Genomic DNA, 20,236 nt, shown 5'->3' on the forward strand with positions numbered 1-20,236 from the left:
ACAAGGCCTTAATCGAAAAAGTGACGAAACGATACGCTGCAGCTGTTCACCGCGTCGCCGTCCCAGGTTTCGCGCTCGCAGTCGCCGCGCAGCGCATTGTCGCGGGATACGGGCACGTTGACGACCGCGCCGGTACGCAGGCGCGAAAAGCCGGTAGTGAACTCGAGCCAGCGTGCATGCATACCCCATTGTACGGCGTTCGCCTGGAAGGCGAGGCCGACTTCAGTGCCAACGCCGGCTGCCAGGTCCGGGTCGGCGCCGCTGACACTTTCCAGCCGCGCCACCCCGAACACATACGGCAGCAGATCGCCGACACGCCAGCTCGCCCCCGGACCGCCCTGAATGAAACCGGCCAGGGCCCGATCGCTATCGGCCACCGGCGCCTGTTCGAGACCGGTATGCACGAACCAGGAAGTAGGTTTTGTGAAGGCATCGCGTGGCGCGAGCGAACGGATATTGATCAGATCCAGGGTTTCCAGCGACACGCCATCGACCTCATCGAAGCGCAGGTTGATATCCAGGCCCTCGATTGCGGCCCCCGGCAGGAAACCGGTCGTGCGGTCGAACAAGTCGTGATAAGTGAGTCGATAGCCCAGCGAGACAAAGTCGCGCCCATCCTGGCGACCGGCGCCCACGCTGGCCATTTGCGTGTCGTGACCCGATTCGGGCGGAGGCGGTGCCGGCACGGGCGCGCTCGGCGGTGCGGCATTGCGTTGCACGATGCGCAGCAGCGCAAGACTATCGCTGGCGACATCCGCATCGCGTGCGCCTTCGCGGTGCTCGAGCCGCAGCGCGCGGTAGGCCAGTTCGGCGATACGACGACGCTGCTCGGGCGGCCGGTTTTCGAAGGCAGGTGTCTGTGCCGCGCTCGGGTCGTCACGCAGCGCCACCGCCAGCGCACGTGCCTGCGAATCCAGGCGCGCCGCGCGTGCCTCGACCTCTCGTGCCTTGGACGGCCGATAGCGCCGGTCGGCGACCAGGCCGGCGTCGTAGAACGCACGTACCGTGTTCACCGGCAACTCCGCGAAACGCAGTTCCTGGGTGAGCGGCGCTTCAGGCCGGCCGACCTTAACCAGTTCGAGCAGGCGATAGGAACAGTTCTCGTCGAAGAAGTAGTAATCGAAGTTGATACCGCGCAGTTCCCAGAGGTGGCGTACGACCCAATCCATCTCGTCGACGTCCAGGTTCAGCGCGTACTCCCACATGTCGCGATTTTCGACGAACGCATAGTCGCGAATCTTTTCGGCGTAGGAGCTCACCGAAAACTGGCCCGGGTAGCCGCCCGCCAGCCCGCGCCAGATATAGAAAAACGAGTTATCGGCAGCACCGGCCTGGGCGCCGAAGTTGATCGCCTTGGACAGCCATACGGAATCCGGATCCGGCCGGTCGTCCAGACGCAACAGCGTATGCCCGAACATCGACGACGGACTGTTCAGATAGGCGGCCGGGAACACCAGCACCAGCTGCCCGATGGGCATCTGCGCTCGCCATTCCTGATATTCGTGGCAGTGTGCGAGCGGCGCATGCGCGTGCCAGCCCAGCGATTCGGCAAGAAAACGATAGCGCGCCGGAAAGCGACAACGCGCCGCACTATCGGGCGGCGCCAATACGGCCGCGCTGGCGCGCAATTCAGCCACCGCGTCACGCTTGCCATCCGCGGCCAGGAAAAAATCCGCGTCGTCGACATAACTGCTGCCGATGCCGCGCAGCGTCGCGCCCTGGTTGACATGCATCAGCGCCTGCCAGCGCGGCGTAGCGGCCAGCGCGGCATAATCGGGTGGCGAAGCCAGCGCTGTACAGGGCATGAGCGCGAACACGCCCGCCACCAACGCGGCACCACAGGCGCGCAGTCGCTTGAACGACATCGAGCGGGCAAAAAAATGCCCCGTCTCGGCAGAGACGGGGCGCGAGTCAACCAATCGGGATCAGGACACGTAGCGCGACAGACGTTCGTCGCGGGACATGACCGTATTGATGCTCTGCATGACTTCGGCTGCACTGACATCTTCACGCGGGAAGATTTCGCCGAAATGATCGTGCATCGTGGTGTTGAAATGCGCACGGTCCGTCGGCTCGATCTCCATCGCAACGGTCAGTGCAGTCAGCGCTTCCCCATGGCCGACGGCCATGTCCTGCGCGCCACTTCTTCGAGCACGCCGTTCATGGCGAGCAGGCTCTGACCACTGTAGGTCAACGTACCGCTGGTGTCGCAGCCGTTGGTGCCACTGGTCATACCGAAGGTGGCATTGCCCGACGTGCCGTTGACGATTGTTGCCAGCAGGTGCGCCGGCAGACCGCTCGACCCTTCGAACAACAGGTTACCCCAGCCACAGCCAGGCCCGCCCGGCGCGACTGCGCCAGCAGACATGCTCGACCCCAGAATCGCGGCACCGATAAGGAATTTTTTCATTGCTCCCCCTTCAATTTAGATATTCATTCATTAGTCGCCGATCTCTCAGACACCGGCGTCAAAATCAACTATAGCGTTTCAACTGGACGTGTAAAGCGCCGGCCCTGAAAAACGCCACCGATCGACGAATTCCCGGCCTGACTGGCTCCGGCATTGCGGCAATTGGGTTCACCTATCCCAGATAGACGCGTGCACAAGAAAACGGCGCAGAGCTGCTAACGCGCGAATACTGGCCTAGTCGTGTCTTTGCATAGGGCCGCAGTCAACTAAACCCGCCCCACACCCCGGTCGCGCCATCGTCGAGCGCAGCAAACCCGTGGAATTCTAGGAGTGCGTCGACACGTCGCTGCCGGTCTCTCGTGCCAGACGCCAAAGCCATACGCCAAGTCCGAGCATGAGCAATGCCCCGGGCCAGATCAGCGGCAAGCCGCCGATATCCAGCGCCAGCACGTCACTGTTGCCGGAGAACGCCACCGGCAGCGCGATGAATATCCCCATCAATGCTTCGCCGGTGATGATGCCGGCGGCAGCGAGCAGCCCCCGCCCCTCGGGCGCAGTCCGGTTACCGCCGAGCCAGGCCACAAGACCGCCCAGCGCAATCGCCACCGACAGCGATAACGGCAGATACAGTCCAAGCGCCACGGCCAGCACCGGCATACGAAAGCTGCCGCCCCGACGTGCCAGCACGGCATCGAGCGCGAGCGTGGCCAGCGCGAGCACGCCGCCGCCGATGACCCATGCCCAGGGCAGCCCGCCCTGAAAGACACCGCGCACCACCGCGACCATGAGGCTCGCCTGCGGCGCGGGTAGTGCATGCGGATGCGCCGCATCGGACACGCCCATGCCGTAGGCATTGAGCAACAGCGACAGAATGGGTGACAGCACACAAACCGCGGCGATCACGCCCAGAATCTGGGCAATCTGCTGCGCGGCAGGCGAAGCGCCGAGAATGGCACCGGCCTTGAGATCCTGCATGTTGTCGCCGCCAATGGCCGCTGCACAACACACCACGGCGCCTACGATCAGCGCACTCGCCGGCCCGGCCTGTTCGGCGCCGAACAACAGATAAAGGCCGAGCGCAGTGATCAGAATGGTGGCAATGGTCACACCCGACACCGGATTGTTGCTCGAGCCCACCAGGCCGGCCATGTAGGCCGCCACGGCTGAAAACAGAAATGCCGCACCGAGCATGGCAAACGCGACCAGCACACCGCCTACGACCGAATCCAGCAATACGCTGTAAAGCACGCTCATCGGAATCGCGAGCGCCACCAGCAAACCGATCAGCAACGCGCGCGGCAGATCCTTCTCGCTGGGCAGTACGGTGCTGCTGGTCTGTTTGAATGCGCCGAACAGCTGGCCGCGCAGCGTCCACAGCGCAGCGAGGCCGCCTACCAGCATCGCGCCCACGCCCAGGTAACGAATCTGCTCGCTCCAGACCTGTTGTGCCCCGGCAACGCCGCTGGGCAAGTCGGCGCCGCCAAACGCCATGACCGCAGGAATTGCGACCCACCAGGCGAACAAGCCACCGATGAGGATCGGCAGCGCGATGTTGATGCCGACGATATAGCCTACCGCCAGCAACGCCGGCGAGAGATAGCTGCCGATATAGAAACTGCTGTTCTGGCCGATGGAAACCGCCGCCTCGGCGGTGCCCTGCCACAGGCGCAGACCGCTGGCCCCCAGCTTGGCGACTGCACCCAGGCCGGCGCCGGCCAATAATGTACCGATCCCCACCGCAGCCGTTTCACCGTAACCGGCTTTCAACACCGCCGCCGTGGCCTGGCCTTCCGGAAAGGCGAGCGCAGAATCATCTACAAGGGCGCGCCGTAGCGGCACCGTCATGATCACACCCAACAGGCCACCGACCCCGGCAATCAGCACCGTCTGGAAATACGGAAAATCAGTCCAGTAACCGAGCATCACCAGCGCCGGCAATGTAAAGATCACACCGGCCGCAATCGACTCGCCGGCGCTCGCCGCGGTCTGAACAATATTGTTCTCGAGCACATTGGCATCGGCAAAAAAGCGCAGGATGCCCAGCGACAGAACCGCCGCCGGGATCGAGGCGGATACCGTCAGCCCGGCGAACAGCCCCAGATAGGCGTTGGCGGCCGAAAGCACCACGGATAACACCACCCCGAGCACAATCGCGCGCCAGGACAACTGTTGCCGGATGGGCACGGTGCGCGCGTCGCTCATGGCGCACCTCGGTCACCCGTTCGGGTGCCAGCGCCCAGGCACCCTGATAAGCTCGCCGCAGTGCGCTCGCGCGGCACTTTCTTCATAAGGACTGACTCTTCATGCGGATACGAATCCTGCTTTGTCTGACGTTGACGACCGCCGTACTCGTCACCGGCTGCGACAATACGAACACCGGCAATTCGAGCGACGATCGTAACTTTCTTGAACGCGCTTGGGCCCAAGTCGAGAATAGCTTTTCCGATACACCCGCGTCAGCCCCGACGGCAAAGGCGGCCAACGCCGAAAAATACGCCGGCGCCGATGAGACTACCGCCGCTGCTCCAACCCAGGCCGGGGCCGACACGGCCACATCCGGACAGCAAAGCGTGACCGAAGCGCCGGCGTCGGACGAGACGCCGCCGACCGCTGAACCGTCGGACAGTCAAGACACCGCCCCAATAGAAACGGCCGACGCTGCAGCCGCGCCAGATTCGGCACAGCCGAACGCAGAAAAAGCACAAGCCAAAGCCGCCCCGGACACCGAAAAAGCAGAAAAACAAAGCATCGATATCCCCGACGTCGATATCGGCTACAAGAAATACGTGCTCGACAACGGCCTGACCCTGATCGTGCATACCGATCACAAGACCCCGATCGTTGCCGTCAATATCTGGTACCACGTCGGCTCCAAGAACGAAGGGCCGGGCCAGCACGGCTTTGCCCATCTGTTCGAACATCTGATGTTCCAGGGCAGCGAGCACTGGCAGGGCGAATATTTCGAACCGTTCGAGCGCGCCGGCGCCACCGATATGAACGGCACCACGAACGCCGACCGCACCAACTATTTCGCGAGCGTGCCGACATCCGCGCTGGATATGGCGCTGTGGATGGAATCCGACCGCATGGGGCATTTCCTGGGCGCAATCGACCAGAACCTGCTCGAAGAACAACGCGGCGTCGTGCTCAACGAAAAACGCCAGGGCGAGAACCAGCCGTATGGCAAAGTCTTCGACTCGATCCCGCCGAACACCTATCCGGCCGGCCATCCTTACTCGTGGTCGACGATCGGCTCCGAGGCCGATCTCAACGCGGCCTCGCTCGAAGACGTGAAAGACTGGTTCAAGACTTATTACGGCCCGTCCAATGCCGTGCTCGTGCTCGCCGGCGATATCGAGCCGGAGGCCGCCAAGGCCAAGGTCGAAAAATACTTCGGCAGCATCAACCCCGGCCCGCCGGTATCGCACCAGAAACGCTGGGTCGCCCCGATGCAGGGTGAACATCGCCAGGTGATGCACGACCGCGTAGCGCAGGCGCGTATCTATAAGGTCTGGAACATACCGCCGACGGGCGCGCCCGATACGACACGCCTGCAAATCGCGGCCGATCTACTGGCCGGCTCGAAGAACAGCCCCCTCTACAAGACGCTGGTCTACGACAAACAGATCGCCACCGACGTCTCCGCGTTCGTCTGGGACAAGGAAATCGGCTCGCAATTCATCGTGAGTGCAACCGCACGGCCCGGCGTCGATCTGGACGATATCGAGACAGTCCTCGATACGCAGATGCGCAAATTCGTCAACGACGGCCCACCCGCGGATGCGGTCAACCGTGCACGGGCACGTTTTGGCGCCTCGTTCGTGCGCGGCGTGGAAAGCGTGGGCGGCATCGGCGGCAAGGCCGATATCCTCGCCCAGGGCGAGATCTACGAAAACGATCCGGCCGCCTACAAGCAGGAGCTGGATATCCTGCGCAAGGCCAGCCCCGACGATATCCGCATGGCCGCTTCACGCTGGCTGTCGGACGGCGTCTATGTGCTTTCCGTCGAACCCTTCGGCGAGCGCAAGGCGACAGGCGAAGACGTCGATCGTGAGCAACTGCCCGAAATCGGCGATACGCCGGCCCTGGATCTGCCCGACGTACAGCATGCGACGCTTTCCAACGGCCTGAAGATTCGCCTGGCCGAACGCCACAGCACGCCCACGGTCGAAATGCGCATGGTCTTCGATGCCGGCTATGCGGCCGACCCGCCGGATGCGCCGGGTACCGCGAGCCTTGCGATGGCCATGCTCGACGAAGGCACCGATAGCCGCGACGCGCTCGAAATCAGCGCCGATCTCGACCGCCTCGGTGCCGACCTCGGTACCAGTGCGTCGCTGGATTCCGCCACATTGAGCCTGTCCACGCTGAGCACCACGCTCGACGACTCGCTCGATATCTATGCCGATGTCATCCGTAATGCGGCCTTCCCGGCCAACGAGTTCGAGCGGCTCCAAAAACAGCGCCTCGCCAGCATCGCTCAGGAGAAACGCCAGCCCACGAGCCTGGCCCTGCGTACGCTCGGGCCGTTGCTGTATGGCAAGGATCACGCCTACGGCATTCCGCTGACCGGCAGTGGCACGCTTGCCGCCATCGAGCGCATGAAGGGCGGCGATGTCCGCACCTTTGCCAATACCTGGCTACGGCCCGACAACGCAACGCTTGTGGTCGTGGGCGATACCACCATGGACGAGCTCAAGCCCATGCTCGAAGCCCATCTCGGCGAATGGCAAGCAGCCAACGACAAACCACGGCCGGAAAAACGGCTACCCGAAATCACGCCGCCCGAGCAGGCGCATATTTACCTGGTCGATCGCCCCGGCAGCAATCAGGCCACGGTCATTGCCGGCAATGTCGCACCACCGAAATCCAGCGATCAGGATGTCGCCATGGAAACGGTCAACGCGGTACTCGGCGGCATGTTCAATTCACGTCTGAACCTGAATCTGCGCGAAGACAAGCACTGGTCCTATGGGGCCCGCAGCTTGCTCATGAATGCACGCGCCCAGCAGCCGTTCGTGGCATATGCGGCAGTGCAGATCGACAAGACCGCGCCGGCTATGCAGGAGATGCGCGACGAACTGATCGCCATCCGCGATGGCCGACCGGTCAGCGACAGCGAACTCTCGGCAGCCCAGGCCAATCTCACCCGCAGCCTGCCGGGCGAAAACGAGACCACCTCGGCGTTGGCCTCGACGTTGACCGACTCGGTCGTGTTCAATCTCCCCGACGACTATTATGAAGGGTATGTCCGTCGTATCCGCGATCTCGACGACCCGGCGCTCACCAAGGCCGCCCAGTCGATGATCGATACCGACGGATTGACCTGGGTCGTGGTGGGCGACCTCAATCAAATCGAAACCGCCATCCGGGAGCTCGGATGGGGTAAAGTCCAGACCGTAGATCCGACGACACTCGAAACGTCGACCGGAGATGATGCCGAGGGGGATGGGGACAAGGATGAATAGGCTGATGTGGAGTCGCTTGACCGCGATGCTGGTGCTGGCGGCCTGCGCGACGCAGGCGCTGGCCGCAGTCGAACGCGAAGACATCATCGTGATGGGCGCCAACGGGCTGAATTTCACCAGCTACAAGACGTTGCGCTCCGATCTCGCCGAGCGCGTGCTCTATCTGGGCCCGGACGAAGCGCCCGACGATGCGGTCTTCATCGTGCCGGCAGATTACGAATCGACCCCGCTGGACGACGGCGGTACGCGGCTGCACTTCAAAAGCGGCAGCTTTGCGCTCATGAATACCGGCGCGTTCGATGCCGAAGTCGAGCGCAACGATAACAACGTCTATGTCTTCAACAGCTGGGACGGCGTTACGCGCAGCGATGGCCACCTGGGCAAATGGAACGCGCCCGACGATTTCGCCTCGTTCTCCTATACGTGGGTACTGCCCCGCAATATCGATATCCTGGCTTACGAGTCGAACCGCTCCGGCACTTGGGAAAAGCGCGAGAACACGCTCAACTGGACCGGCAAACAGGTCAACGACATCGCCTTCACGATTCGTTACCGCGTGAATCCGGTGCAAGGCGATACCTCGCGTTCCGCAACGCAACCGGCTCGCCAGCCACGCTCATCCTCGCCGAAAGCGCCGTCCGGTCTGTCCACCAGTCAACTCGAGACTTCGCCGTCGCGCAGTTTCGACAACGCACCCGCCGAACAGACCCAGCCACAGTCGCAGCCAGAGCTTGAAAGCCAGCCCCAGGCAGAGCCGGCAGCGCCCACCGTGGATGGCGAACCGCGCAGCATCGAGCTCATGAAGGTCGTCGAGCTCGACAAGGGGCGCCCGCAGGTCACCGGCGAAGGGCAGCGCGTGCTGCGCCGTCTCGCCGGGGCATTGGCCAGCGATCAGGTTCAGCGCGTCGTCGTACACGGCCCGTCATTCAGCGACAGTCGCGACACCGGCGGATCGGTCGCCCAGGCCGCACGCGTTTCGGATTTCCTGGCCGCACACGGCGTGCCCGATAGCAAGATCGAGATCCGCGCCGGCGAACGCGCCGACGACGCAGACGGTAGCCGTGTCGAGATAATCGTCACACCGGGCGGACTGCTCGACGAGTTCTCGCCAGACTAGTCGCGCCCCGCATGACAGCGGCGTATTCGCAGACTCGATAGCGCGATACGCGCGCCGAATGAAGCGCCAGCTCGCACCGCGAGACTGGCGTTTTCATTACCCAGCTGCACCGCCGCCGTGGTCGATTAATGAGCGCAGCAGGCGCGCCGCCTGGCTCAGCGTCGACCGGCCAACAAAAAAGCCGGCCTCTGGATAAGGCCGGCTTTTGTTACTGTGGGCGTCATGCGCTACTGAATCAGCGTTCCGGGCTGCTCGCCTGGAAATTGCCCAACGGGCGCACAAAGGTATATTTGCCCGGCTCCTTGATCAGCCGGTCGGCCGCATCGGCCGTATTCATACCCAGCAGGGAAAACGGCAACGACACGACAAACAGGCCCGTACCGACCGCGGTCGCCGCAAAGCTGACCGGACGCACGAGCAGGACATCCACACCCATGGCGGCTGCAGACGGTGTGCCGGCCTCGGCATAATCATCGATGGCGGCAGCCGGATTGGCGAGGCCGAGACCCAGCGCGGCCACTACGACGATCAGCGCGCGGCGCGCAGAGAAAACGCTCATGATCCTAACCCCCATGACATACGGTCGGCTCACATTAGCAAAGCCCTCGCCCAAGTCAATTAATGCCGTGCGACCGGCACTCAGGGTCCGACAAGCGGCACCATGAGCGCGCGCGAAGTCTATCTCGCCGCCGACCCGGTCAATGCCGAGATCGCCAAGGATGTACTGGTCAACCACGGCATCGGCGCCCATGTGCGTAATCAGTACCTATGGGGTGGCATGGGCGATTTGCCGGCCAACGTCTATCCTAGCGTCTGGGTCGATGAGGCCGACGATTACGACGCCGCGCGCGCGCTCATACGCGACTTCGAACGCGGCGCGCTCAACGACGGCCGCCCCTGGCAGTGCTCGGCTTGCGGCGAATACCTCGATGCCCAGTTTCAACAGTGCTGGAACTGCGAAACCCTGAAACCCGCCGACTGAAGACACCCGCGCTCATGCATATCGTCCTGCACCAACCCGAAATCCCGCCCAATACCGGCAACGTCATTCGCTTGTGCGTGAACGTCGGCGCCACGTTGCATCTAATTCATCCGCTGGGATTTTCCCTTGACGACAAGCATATGCGCCGGGCCGGACTCGACTATCGCGAGCGTGCTGTAATTCATGAGTGGAACGATTTCGAAGCGTGGCGCGACGCCTACCCGCAGACACGGGTATTCGCCGCCACCAAACGCGGTACGACGCGCTACGATGAAATCCATTACCGGCAAGACGATGCGCTGCTGTTCGGCTGTGAAACCCGCGGCCTGCCGAGCGATCTCGTGGACAACGCTGCGGCGGCGATCTACCTGCCCATGCAGGCCGGGAACCGAAGCCTCAATCTATCCAACAGCGTGGCCGTGATCGCTTTCGAGGCCTGGCGCCAACTGGGCTTCGTGTAGCCGGCACAAGTGATGTGGATCAGGTTTTGCCGCGATCCTGCGAGCTCGTTCCAGTCATCCGATCCAGCAGCACTTCCCATCCGGCGCCCTGAGCCTCTTCGCTCAAACGCTTGTCGGGCTGAACCGCGACGGCCTCCTCGACCACGCGAAACAGATACGCGTCGGTGATCGAATCGCCAAAGGCGACCGCGGTCGCTAGCGGCAGATCGGTTTCCTTGGCCAACGCTTGCGCAGCGTCAATCTTGGTCGGCCCGTAGGGATGACGTACCGGCGGCGCGCCGGTGTAGCGTGACGCCTTGCTCGCACACAGCGATGCATGGCTGTACTCGACGCCGAGGGCCACCGCCAGCGCATCCGCAATGAACTGCGGTGTGCCGGACAGCAGGGCCACACGATCGCCCGCCGCCTGGTGCGCGCGCAAACGCTCGACCGCCGGCGCATACAGCGCTGGCATAAGCCGTTCGTCGACAAAATCGCGCGCCAATACCGCGATGTCGGCTTTGCTACGACCACTCAGATAGGCCTTGTTCTTCTGCATGACATGGCGACCGTAGCGCGGGAAGTAACGCAAGCAGAACCATGCGAACGCGAGCAACTGGCGTAGGCCCAGCGCACCGCGATCCCAAAGATAGCGGGCAAAGCGCGCTTCGGAACTCGAACCCGGTACGAGCGTGCCGTCGATATCGAAAAGCACCAATCGCATCAGCTGTTACCCGCCGCGGCGCCGGGGCGCTCATTGACACAGAATTCAATAATCACCGGCAAGCCGCGGGCGATGCAGATCGCCGCCGATGCCCAGGCCAGAACCAGACCCACGCCGACACAGAACCAGCCGTAATCAGCCCAGAACTCGGGCGCGAGAAACGGAAACGGCTGCCAGAACAGAATCCAGGCAAACGCCACCGCCTTGAGTACGGCATAGAAGCCCCGCATGAAGCGTCCCGCGACCAGAAAACGCCCGATCGGCGATTGCATCATGTCGAAAGCCGCGGTGCCCGACGCCGCGCCCTTGCTGCGGATGGCATCGACAAGGTTGCCGCGAATGATGAACAGCAACGGAATCCATACACCGATGAAACCCAGATGGGCCAGCACGACCCAGAGCACGGTTTCGACGATGCGATCGATGGCAATATCGAAGGTCGCACCGAACAGCGATTCTTCGTTGAATTTACGCGCCACCCAACCGTCGACGCCGTCGAGCGCGATGATCAGCACGGTTAGCGGCGCGTTGACCAGCTGCAATGTGGGCACGCCGGAATAGATGATTCCCAGCAGCACGAAAAGCAGCAGGAAACGGCCGAAAGTTACCCAGTTCGCCATGGCGCGATCGTCTTTTGAATGAGTCTTGGTGCGGTCGTCAAACATGCAGCGGCGGGGACACAGTCACCGCCAACTGTCATATTTTAGTCTTTTTCGGAACGGAACGGTCGATCCGTCAATTTACGCACCGCATCACGCGGCGCGACGTCCTCGTGGAGCACACGAAAAGCCTGGGTCGCAATCGGCATCTCCACGCCCAGGTGCTGGGCGATGCGATAGACCTCGCGGGCTACGCGCACACCTTCAACCACCTGCTGGATTTCCCGCTGTGCGCCTTCGACATCATTGCCGGCCGCCAGCGCCAACCCCATGCGCCGGTTGCGCGACTGATCGTCGGTACAGGTCAGGAGCAGGTCGCCCAGACCGGCCATGCCGGTGAAGGTCGTGCGTTCGCCGCCCAGCTTTTCGCCGAGCCGCATCATTTCCGACAAACCGCGCGTGATCAGCAGCGCGCGCGCGTTCGCGCCATAACCGAGCCCGTCGGATATGCCGACGGCGATGGCCAGCACATTCTTGACCGCGCCGCCGACGCCAACGCCGATGACATCGCGGGTGGTGTACACACGGAACACGCCATCGTGAAACGCCCCGGCCATATCGCGCGCGAAGGCCTCATCACCCGAAGCGATAGTCACCGCGGTGGGCATGCCCTGGCCGACTTCGCCGGCGAAGCTCGGGCCCGACAGCACGGCCGTAACGCGATCCGCGCCGAGCGTTTCGGCCGCGACCTGATCCGGCAACTTGGCGGATTCGGGCTCGAGACCCTTCGTCGCCCAGATCACGCGTCGGTGCTCACCCAACAACGGGGCCAGCCGTTCCAGCGTTTCGCGCAGCGCGTGGCTGGGTACGACAACCAACACATCGTCGGCGGCCTCGACCGCCGTGCCCATGTCGGCTTCAGGCGTCAGCGACTCAGGCAGGGCGCAGCCCGGCAGATAGCGTTTGTTCTCGCGATCGGCCGCAAGCGCGGCGACAGCATCCGCGTCGCGCGCCCAAAGCTGCACCGCATTGCCGTTGCGTGCGAGCTGAATCGCGAGCGCGGTGCCCCAGGAGCCTGCCCCCAGCACAGCAATACAGCGATCAGTCGCCTCGTCCGCAGCGCTCATGATGCGCTAGTGCGTCGCGTCGCCGACATCGGTCGGCCCGCCATCGTTGCTCTGATGCTGCGCATAGAGACGGTCGAAATTCACCGGCTGCAGCAGAAAATGCGGGAAGCCTGCGCGCTGAACCATGTCGCCCACGCTTTCGCGGATGTAGGGAAACAGAATCGACGGGCAGTAAGCGCCGAGCAAATGCCCGCGCTCGCCGTCGTCATCGAAGCCTTCGATCTGGAAAACGCCCGCCTGCTGCACTTCGACGATATACGCCGTGCGTTCGCCCTGCTTGGCGGTAACGGTCACGGTCAAAGTAACCTGATGCGTTTCGCGGCTGAGATTCTCGATCCGCGTGTTCAGGTCGACGTTGACTTCCGGCTGGTACTGCTCGGTGAACACGCGCGGGCCGTTCGGCACCTCGATGGACGCATCGCGGATATAAATCTTCTGCAGCGCGACCTGCCGCTGGGCCTGGTCGTTTTCGCTGGCCCCCTGGCCGTTCTCGTCTGCCATCTCGCCTCCTCGTTGCCTTGAATTGCTGTCGCGCTGATTGGCGCTACTTGCTGGTCACCGGCATGCCGTCGCCCTGCCAGGCGTTGATACCGCCCTTGAGCGCGTAGGCACGCGTGTAACCAAGCTTGCGCAGCTTCGCTGCTGCCTGCGGCGCGACATTGCCGATCCCGCAGTAGCAGATGATCGTGCGATCGGTGTTCTTGCTGATTTCCTTGGCCCGTTCCTCGATGCCGGCCATGGGCACATGCTTGGCATTGAGGATATGGCTTTTCTTGAAATCCGCGGCCGAGCGCGTATCCACCACAATCGCATCTTCTGTATTCATCAGCCGGACTGCCTCATTGGCGGGAATCGGCTTCTGGCCCTTGACGGTCCGTAGCGCTTCGTTGACCGCCAGTGCGATCAGCGCCAGTACCAGCGCACTCCACAAATAGGGGTGGTTGGTGATGAAGTCCTGTATCTGCTCCAGATTCATGGCGTGTACGGTCCAAATCGGCCACAGCGGGCCGGTGAATTCACGATCGAGAGATGCGCAGACTGCGCGTCGCGCCGCGATTATTGCATACCGCGCGGGCTACTCGCCGACAACGCGTACCGACACGCCGCCAAACGGCGCGCATTGGGCCGAACAGAAACGCGGCCCGGCGATGTTGCGCGCAAAGCGTACGCCGGGCATGACGGTTTTGCCGTTGAGCCATACACTAGCGCCCATGCGCTTCGTTGTTTTCGCCGGCGTCTGCCTGCTCGCTTTCGGCGTGGCCAGCCCCGGGCTGGCCCAAAGCGGCGACGCGCGCTCGCAAAGCGCGCGCGCCGAGCTCGATGCATTGCGCGACCGTATCGACAACGTGCGCCAGCAGATCGCTCAGGACAAAAGCCAGCGCAGCGACCTGTCACAACGACTGAGCCAGGCCGAAGCCGATATCAGCGCGGCGTCGAAGCGCCTGCGCGGACTCGACGACAAGGTCGCCGACGCCCGAACTCGCGTAACCGATCTCACCCAGCGCCGCGATCGCGAACGTGAAAAGCTCAGCGGCCAGCTCGACGCGCTGCGCGAGCAGGTTCGGGCAGCGCATGCCAGCGGTCAGATGGACAAGATGCGCCTGCTGCTATCGGGCCAATCCCCGGAAAAACTCGGCCGCATGCTCGTCTACTACGAATATTTCGCCAACGCCCGCACCGAACAGGTCACAACGTTACGCAGCGCGCTCGCCGACCTGGCCGTGCGCCAGAATGCGCTGGAAAACGAGCAGGCGGAACTGACGCGCCAGCGCCGCGCGCGCGAATCCACACTCGCCAGCCTCAAGGCCAACCAGACGCAACGCGAACAAGCGATCACGGCGCTCGACAGTCAGCTTTCGAACAAGCAGGCGACCCTTTCGGAGATGAAGGCCGACGAACAACGCCTGCGCAGTCTCATGGGCCGGCTGCGCACCCAGTTGTCCGATCTGCCAGCCGAACCCGCCGACGACACACCATTCGGTCAGCTCAAGGGCCGTATGCAGCCGCCGGTCAGCGGGCCGGTGCTGGCGCGCTTTGGCAGCACCAAGGCCGGTGGCCCGCTCAAATGGCAAGGCGAATGGCTCGGCGCGGATGCGGGCACGCCGGTGCGCGCAGTCGCGGGCGGACGAGTAGTCTATGTCGGCTATATGCACCGCTACGGATTGATCGTGGTGGTCGATCACGGCAACGACTACTACACGCTGTACGGCCACGCCGAGAGCACCTATGTCGAAGTCGGCGATCGCGTGGAACAAGGCCAGGCGGTCGCCAAGGCCGGCCATAGCGGTGGTCATACACAGGACGGCGCTTATTTCGAGCTGCGACGCGGGCGTACGCCGATCAATCCGGACAGCTGGCTGGCAGGCTGAGCCAACCGAAGCAGGCGCACGATATGCTATCTTTTCGACTGCATTATTCCCGCATTAGTCGTTGATTATGAGCGCGCAGTTGCGCGCGTGCGGGTGGGGTCGTCCCAGGGGAGTCAGGATTCATGCGATCGAAAACCCGCAGCTCGCTGCTGATTGCGCTGGGCGTGGTCATCGGCGTGATCGTGAGCGTCGCCCAGGGCGGTCTGGCCGATCGCGGCAGCGCCAATACCGATGACAGTGTCGAGGCCCATGGCCTGCCGCTCGACGAACTGCGCACGTTCGTCGAAATCCTCAATCGGGTGAAACAAGGCTATGTCGAGGATGTCTCTGACAGACGCTACTCGAGAATTCCATCCGCGGCATGCTCGACGGCCTGGACCCGCATTCGGCCTATCTGAACAAGGAAGAGTTCAAGGAGATTTCGATCTCCACTTCCGGCAAGTTCGGCGGGCTCGGTATCGAAGTGCAGATGGCCAACGGCTTCGTGAAAGTCGTGGCCCCCATCGATGACACCCCCGCAAGCAAGGCCAATATCCAGGCCGGCGATCTGATCATCCGTATCGACGATACGGCCGTGAAAGGCATGAGCCTGATGGACGCGGTCAAGGCCATGCGCGGCGATGCCGGCAGCGAAGTCACGCTCACCATTCTGCGTGAAGAGCGCGACGAGCCGTTCAAGGTCACGCTCAAACGCGCCGTGATCCGCGTCGAAAGCGTCAAATCCCGCATGCTCGACCGCGGCTACGGCTATGTGCGTATCACCCAGTTCTCCAGCCAGACCGGCGACAGCCTGAAACACGAACTCGCCGACCTCAAGGATGAGGCCGAAGATCCGCTGCGCGGCATCGTGCTCGACCTGCGCAACAACCCCGGCGGCGTGCTCAGCTCCGCAGTTGATGTGGCCGACACCTTCATCAACAGCGGCGATATTGTCTCGATTCGCGGCCGAGCGCCGAATACCGATCAACAGTTCACGGCCACGCCGGGCGACATGCTCGACGGCGCCCCGATCGTGGTGCTGGTCAACGAAGGCTCGGCGTCGGCGTCCGAAATCGTGGCCGGTGCACTACAGGACGACAATCGCGCGGTGATCATGGGCACGCGCACCTTCGGCAAGGGCTCGGTGCAGACCATCGTGCCGCTGGCCAATGGTGCCGCGCTCAAGCTCACCACCGCGCGCTATTACACGCCGAGCGGGCGTTCGATTCAGGCCGAAGGCATCGAGCCGGACGTGGGCATTCAGAACGTCAATGTCACTGCGGCCGAGTCCAACGGTGTAACGCCCTTCTCCGAGGCCGATCTCGCCGGTGCGCTCTCCAACGACACCACCGACACCGGCCGCGTGCCCGGCCCGTCGGACAATGCCACCAGCAGCGGCGATCTCGCCCAGTCGGACTATCCGCTCTACGAAGCGCTGAACCTGCTCAAGGGGCTTCATATCCTGCGCGATCGCTGAGCCGAGCGCCTCGCGCATTAACGAATCGCGAGTCGTGCTGCCTGCGCTCAGTCGTAGGCGGCGAGTCTGGCCTGCAGGTTCGCATGTATCGCCGGCCATTCGGCCGCGATGATCGAATAGACCGCGGTATCGCGTAGCGTGCCGTCGGCGCGAATCCGGTGGCTGCGCAGCAGCCCGTCTTGTTTCGCACCGAGGCGTTCGATCGCGTGCCGAGATGCCGTGTTCAAGCTGTGCGTTCGGAACTCGACCGCAATGGCATTGTTGTCATCGAACAGATACGACAACAACAGATACTTGGCCTCGCTATTGACCGCGGTTCGCCGCACGCGCGCCGCATACCAGGTAAAGCCGATCAGCGCCCGACGGTTGTCGGTATCCACGCCGTAAAAGCGCGTCGTGCCGACGATCGACCCATTGGAATCGTTTTCTCGTACGACAAACGCGCGTTGATCGGACGCCGCGAGCGCCGTTTCCACATAGCCTTTCATTCGCTGCGGACTCGGTACGTCGGCAACCCACAGTCGCCAGGCCTCGCCGTCGCGCACTGCTTCACACAACGCCGCCACGTGGTCGTGCTGCAGCGGCTCGAGCGTGACATGCGTGCCACCCAGTTTCGTTGTCTTCAGCCAGCCCATCACAACCTCTTTGCCAACGATCCCGGCAACCAACGCAACTCGAAATGGGTGTTCGAGCGGCTGGTTTCTTCAAACCCGAGTCCACGATAGAACGCAAGCGCGCGTTTGTTGCTGCGAAACACCTTGAGCGTGACCGCAATCCCGTCGGCGCTCGCGCGCGATTGCAGATGGCCCAGCATCCGTGTGCCAATCCCCTGCCCTCGCATTTCGGCACGCAACACGATATTGGCCAGATGCAAGGATTGCGCGCGACGCTGGCTCTGGATATAGCCAACCGCGTCTGCGCCACGCTGCATGATCACCAGCGGCGGCAGCGCGGCAAAGAGCTTGTTGAAATCGCGCTCTTGCCAGCGCGCATCCCAGCCCCACAGCGCCTCGATATGCGCGCGGTAGGCATCCACCTGCCAGCGAAACAGAATCGGTTTGTCGATTGCATCGGCCACCCGTAGCCAGAGTCGGTCACCGACCGCCCCGGCAGAAAGCGCCGACTCACGCATCCAGGCAACGCCGCTAGCCGCGCGAGGCCTGCACCCAGCAGCCCAGGCCGGCCAGACCACCGACGATGCCGACCCAGATCGGCGCCGGCGGATAGATCACCAGTAATACGCCGGAAACGACCATACCCGTGCCCACCACCGTCCAGCGCATGGCCCGGCGGGCGCTGCGCAGCTCGTGGGTGATATCGGTGAGCGCGCGTTCCAGTTCGCGCGCAGCGGGGTTCGTGCCTTCGTCGACGCGCTTCATCAGCTTGGTCGCCATACCGGGCAACCCGTCCATGATCTGCGGCAGTTGATTGCGCATGCGTTCGGCGGCGACCCGTGGGCTGGCACGATGGCGCATCCATTCTTCCAGCACCGGCTTGGCGGTCGCCCACAGATCGAGCTGCGGATAAAGGTCGCGGCCCAGCCCTTCGACGTTGAGCACGGTCTTTTGCAACAAGACCAGCTGCGGCTGTACCTGATAGCGATACCGGCGTGCGATCTTGAACAGCCGCACCAGGAACAAGCCGAACGAAATCTCGGCCAGCGGCTTGTTCATGATCGGCTCGGACACGGTCCGAATCGCGCCTTCGAACTCTTCGATGCTGGTATCTGCCGGCATCCAGCCGGATTCGACGTGCAGTTCGGCGATCTTGCGATAGTCCTGGTTGAAGAACGCCAGGAAGTTTTCGGCCAGATAGCGCTGATCGTCTGCGGTCAGCGAGCCGACGATGCCGAAGTCCAGCCCCACATAGCGCGGCCGGTGCGGCACCTCCGGCTGTACGAGGATATTGCCCGGGTGCATGTCGGCATGAAAGAAGTTGTCGCGAAAGACCTGCTTGAAAAAGATCTCCACGCCGCGCTCGGCAAGCACTTTGAAGTCCACGCCGGCGGCCTTGAGCGTGTCGACATCGTCGATCGGCACGCCGTACATATGCTCCATGACCAGCACGGTTTCGGTGCTGTAATCGAAATGGATTTCCGGATGCACGATCAGATCCGAGCCGGCCCAGTTGCGCCCGAGCTGACTGGCATTGGCGCCCTCGCGCATGAGATCCAGCTCGTCGGTAATGATGCGGTCGTATTCGGCCACGATCTCGACCGGGCGCAGGCGCTTGGCTTCCGGATGGAAACGCGCGGCGAGGCCGGCCAGCCGATAGAGCACGGCTACGTCGCGCTCGATGCGTTCGTGCACATCCGGGCGCAGCACCTTGACGACCACCTCGCGGCCCTGCGCTTCGCCAGCGCGTGCATGCAGGCGCGCGCGATGGACCTGGGCGATCGAGGCCGCGGCCATAGGCTCGGTCTCGAAATATTCGAAGAACTTATCGAGCGAATGCCCATAAGCCGCTTCGATCAAGCGGCGTGCTTCGGCGCCCTCGAACGGCGGCACCTCGTCCTGGAGTTTCGACAGCTCCTCGGCCATGCCCTCGGGCAATAGATCGCGCCGCGTGGATAGCGTCTGGCCGAACTTGACGAACACCGGGCCGAGCTCTTCGAGCGCAAGGCGCAGGCGAACATTCAACGGCTCGTCGAAACTCCGGGGTTTGCCAAGCAACCAGGTGGGTGCGGCATCACCCGCAATTTCGCCCAGACCGTAACGGCGCGCGGTGCGCAGAATTTCCAACATGCGCCGGCTGCGATCGAACATCAGCGACTCCCGCTATCGAGACGAGTAACACGCGCGGCCAGGCGTTCGGCGTCGTCACGCAGGGTTTCGATTTCAGTCACGAATTTTTCGTGCTCCCAAGGGCCGATCACGTCGCGTGTTTCCTCGCGAAGATATTCTGCGGTTTGCTCCGGGAACTCTCGGGCGGCACGCGAAAACAACGCACGCGCCTGCTTGATGCCCTGACCAATGAAATAAGCCGGCACCGGCCCCAGGCGCGCATCAATGATATCCACGAGGTCGAAATCGACGCTGGCGAACAGATCGGAAAACCGCTGGGCCACGCCCACATCGCCTTCAATACGTAGGCCGCCGCCGGTAATGCCTTCCCGGCCGCCGGAAAACAGAATGCGACCGAATGCGGTCGATGTGCCGGTCAGACACACATCCGCTTCGGTGTCGGACGCGCCGCGCAGCTGCATGCCGTGGCGTTCGGCAATGAACACCAGCCGTAGCTGAAGATCCGAAAAGCGCAGCTCGAGCGAACGGCCGGCCAGATCCTCGCAGCGGGCTAGTGCACGCGGGTCATTGCCCAGATAGCGATTGAGCGCAATTTCGGCTGCGCCCAGCGCCGGTGTGGGCAGGCTGCGTAGAGAAGAATCCGTCATGGCGAACCTAGGGCCTGTTGGTGTTTCGTAAGAGTCCGCGCCAAGCGCTGTTTTTCGGCAAGACGAGGCGTAGTACGCGACGCGCAGTCATTCTGCGCAAGCGTGCTAGAACACTGGATTGCCGTAAAACAGCGCTTGTCCCGGAGGGTTGGG

At 63.0% G+C, this 20,236-nt stretch carries 18 protein-coding genes and 2 pseudogenes; 6 read left to right on the forward strand and 14 right to left on the reverse strand.

The window, feature by feature from the left end:
• Positions 1–8: 8 nt before the first annotated feature.
• From SSPSH_RS11635 to SSPSH_RS11645, 3 genes and pseudogenes are all read right to left on the reverse strand, one after another.
• Positions 9–1,865 carry an Lnb N-terminal periplasmic domain-containing protein gene (locus tag SSPSH_RS11635; RefSeq protein ID WP_006914933.1) on the reverse strand — a complete coding sequence of 619 codons (1,857 nt, stop codon included), beginning with the start codon at positions 1,863–1,865 and terminating at the stop codon, positions 9–11.
• A gap of 60 nt (positions 1,866–1,925) precedes the next feature.
• Positions 1,926–2,410, reverse strand: a pseudogene (locus SSPSH_RS19920) (DUF3015 domain-containing protein).
• A gap of 324 nt (positions 2,411–2,734) precedes the next feature.
• Complete coding sequence (locus tag SSPSH_RS11645) at positions 2,735–4,612, reverse strand: OPT family oligopeptide transporter (protein ID WP_006914931.1); 1,878 nt, start codon at positions 4,610–4,612, stop codon at positions 2,735–2,737.
• 101 nt (positions 4,613–4,713) lie between these two features.
• Here SSPSH_RS11645 and SSPSH_RS11650 point away from each other — a divergent pair, with 101 nt between their 5' ends.
• Both SSPSH_RS11650 and SSPSH_RS11655 read left to right on the forward strand, forming a co-directional pair.
• A complete protein-coding gene (locus tag SSPSH_RS11650) occupies positions 4,714–7,878 on the forward strand; it encodes a M16 family metallopeptidase (RefSeq protein WP_006914930.1) in 3,165 nt (1,054 codons plus the stop codon).
• Between the two features lie 4 nt (positions 7,879–7,882).
• A complete protein-coding gene (locus tag SSPSH_RS11655) occupies positions 7,883–8,995 on the forward strand; it encodes an OmpA family protein (RefSeq protein WP_006914929.1) in 1,113 nt (370 codons plus the stop codon).
• A gap of 235 nt (positions 8,996–9,230) precedes the next feature.
• Here SSPSH_RS11655 and SSPSH_RS11660 read toward each other — a convergent pair whose 3' ends face one another.
• Positions 9,231–9,554: a hypothetical protein gene (locus tag SSPSH_RS11660; protein WP_006914928.1), complete on the reverse strand. Its 324-nt coding sequence runs from the start codon at positions 9,552–9,554 to the stop codon at positions 9,231–9,233.
• A 102-nt stretch (positions 9,555–9,656) separates the two neighbouring features.
• Here SSPSH_RS11660 and SSPSH_RS11665 point away from each other — a divergent pair, with 102 nt between their 5' ends.
• Positions 9,657–9,977 carry a putative signal transducing protein gene (locus SSPSH_RS11665; RefSeq protein ID WP_006914927.1) on the forward strand — a complete coding sequence of 107 codons (321 nt, stop codon included), beginning with the start codon at positions 9,657–9,659 and terminating at the stop codon, positions 9,975–9,977.
• 14 nt (positions 9,978–9,991) lie between these two features.
• Positions 9,992–10,438, forward strand: coding sequence for a tRNA (cytidine(34)-2'-O)-methyltransferase (locus SSPSH_RS11670; protein WP_006914926.1), 447 nt, complete (start codon positions 9,992–9,994; stop codon positions 10,436–10,438).
• 19 nt (positions 10,439–10,457) lie between these two features.
• Here the strand turns inward: SSPSH_RS11670 and SSPSH_RS11675 are convergent, their stop codons facing one another.
• The 6 genes from SSPSH_RS11675 to SSPSH_RS19000 all read right to left on the reverse strand — a co-directional run bounded on the left by SSPSH_RS11675 (position 10,458) and on the right by SSPSH_RS19000 (position 14,080).
• Positions 10,458–11,141, reverse strand: a complete 684-nt coding sequence (locus SSPSH_RS11675; protein ID WP_006914925.1) for an HAD family hydrolase — start codon at positions 11,139–11,141, stop codon at positions 10,458–10,460.
• On the reverse strand, positions 11,141–11,761 hold the full coding sequence (locus tag SSPSH_RS11680) for a CDP-alcohol phosphatidyltransferase family protein (RefSeq protein ID WP_006914924.1): 621 nt from the start codon (positions 11,759–11,761) through the stop codon (positions 11,141–11,143). Before SSPSH_RS11680 ends, SSPSH_RS11675 begins: the two co-directional genes overlap by 1 nt.
• Before the next feature lie 83 nt (positions 11,762–11,844).
• Positions 11,845–12,867: an NAD(P)H-dependent glycerol-3-phosphate dehydrogenase gene (locus SSPSH_RS11685; protein WP_006914923.1), complete on the reverse strand. Its 1,023-nt coding sequence runs from the start codon at positions 12,865–12,867 to the stop codon at positions 11,845–11,847.
• Between the two features lie 6 nt (positions 12,868–12,873).
• Positions 12,874–13,368, reverse strand: a complete 495-nt coding sequence (gene secB, locus SSPSH_RS11690; protein WP_006914922.1) for a protein-export chaperone SecB — start codon at positions 13,366–13,368, stop codon at positions 12,874–12,876.
• A 43-nt stretch (positions 13,369–13,411) separates the two neighbouring features.
• Complete coding sequence (locus SSPSH_RS11695; protein ID WP_006914921.1) at positions 13,412–13,843, reverse strand: rhodanese-like domain-containing protein; 432 nt, start codon at positions 13,841–13,843, stop codon at positions 13,412–13,414.
• A gap of 99 nt (positions 13,844–13,942) precedes the next feature.
• The gene (locus SSPSH_RS19000) at positions 13,943–14,080 is read right to left on the reverse strand and encodes a hypothetical protein (protein ID WP_006914920.1); all 138 of its coding nucleotides are present in this window, start codon (positions 14,078–14,080) and stop codon (positions 13,943–13,945) included.
• Between SSPSH_RS19000 and SSPSH_RS11700 the strand changes: the two genes are divergently transcribed.
• Both SSPSH_RS11700 and SSPSH_RS11705 read left to right on the forward strand, forming a co-directional pair.
• The gene (locus SSPSH_RS11700) at positions 14,079–15,236 is read left to right on the forward strand and encodes a murein hydrolase activator EnvC family protein (protein ID WP_006914919.1); all 1,158 of its coding nucleotides are present in this window, start codon (positions 14,079–14,081) and stop codon (positions 15,234–15,236) included. The genes SSPSH_RS19000 and SSPSH_RS11700 overlap by 2 nt on opposite strands.
• A gap of 122 nt (positions 15,237–15,358) precedes the next feature.
• Positions 15,359–16,692: pseudogene (locus SSPSH_RS11705) on the forward strand (S41 family peptidase).
• 47 nt (positions 16,693–16,739) lie between these two features.
• Here the strand turns inward: SSPSH_RS11705 and SSPSH_RS11710 are convergent.
• From SSPSH_RS11710 to SSPSH_RS11725, 4 genes are read right to left on the reverse strand one after another with little or no spacing between them, the layout of a single operon-like run.
• Positions 16,740–17,327 carry a GNAT family N-acetyltransferase gene (locus tag SSPSH_RS11710; RefSeq protein ID WP_006914916.1) on the reverse strand — a complete coding sequence of 196 codons (588 nt, stop codon included), beginning with the start codon at positions 17,325–17,327 and terminating at the stop codon, positions 16,740–16,742.
• Positions 17,327–17,824 carry a GNAT family N-acetyltransferase gene (locus SSPSH_RS11715; RefSeq protein ID WP_021031732.1) on the reverse strand — a complete coding sequence of 166 codons (498 nt, stop codon included), beginning with the start codon at positions 17,822–17,824 and terminating at the stop codon, positions 17,327–17,329. The genes SSPSH_RS11710 and SSPSH_RS11715 overlap by 1 nt, the downstream gene beginning before the upstream one ends.
• 13 nt (positions 17,825–17,837) lie before the next feature.
• Positions 17,838–19,457 carry a ubiquinone biosynthesis regulatory protein kinase UbiB gene (gene ubiB, locus SSPSH_RS11720; protein ID WP_006914913.1) on the reverse strand — a complete coding sequence of 540 codons (1,620 nt, stop codon included), beginning with the start codon at positions 19,455–19,457 and terminating at the stop codon, positions 17,838–17,840.
• Positions 19,457–20,083, reverse strand: coding sequence for a ubiquinone biosynthesis accessory factor UbiJ (locus SSPSH_RS11725; protein WP_006914912.1), 627 nt, complete (start codon positions 20,081–20,083; stop codon positions 19,457–19,459). Before SSPSH_RS11725 ends, ubiB begins: the two co-directional genes overlap by 1 nt.
• Positions 20,084–20,236: the final 153 nt, after the last annotated feature.

This window comes from Salinisphaera shabanensis E1L3A (assembly GCF_000215955.2).
GTDB lineage: Bacteria > Pseudomonadota > Gammaproteobacteria > Nevskiales > Salinisphaeraceae > Salinisphaera > Salinisphaera shabanensis.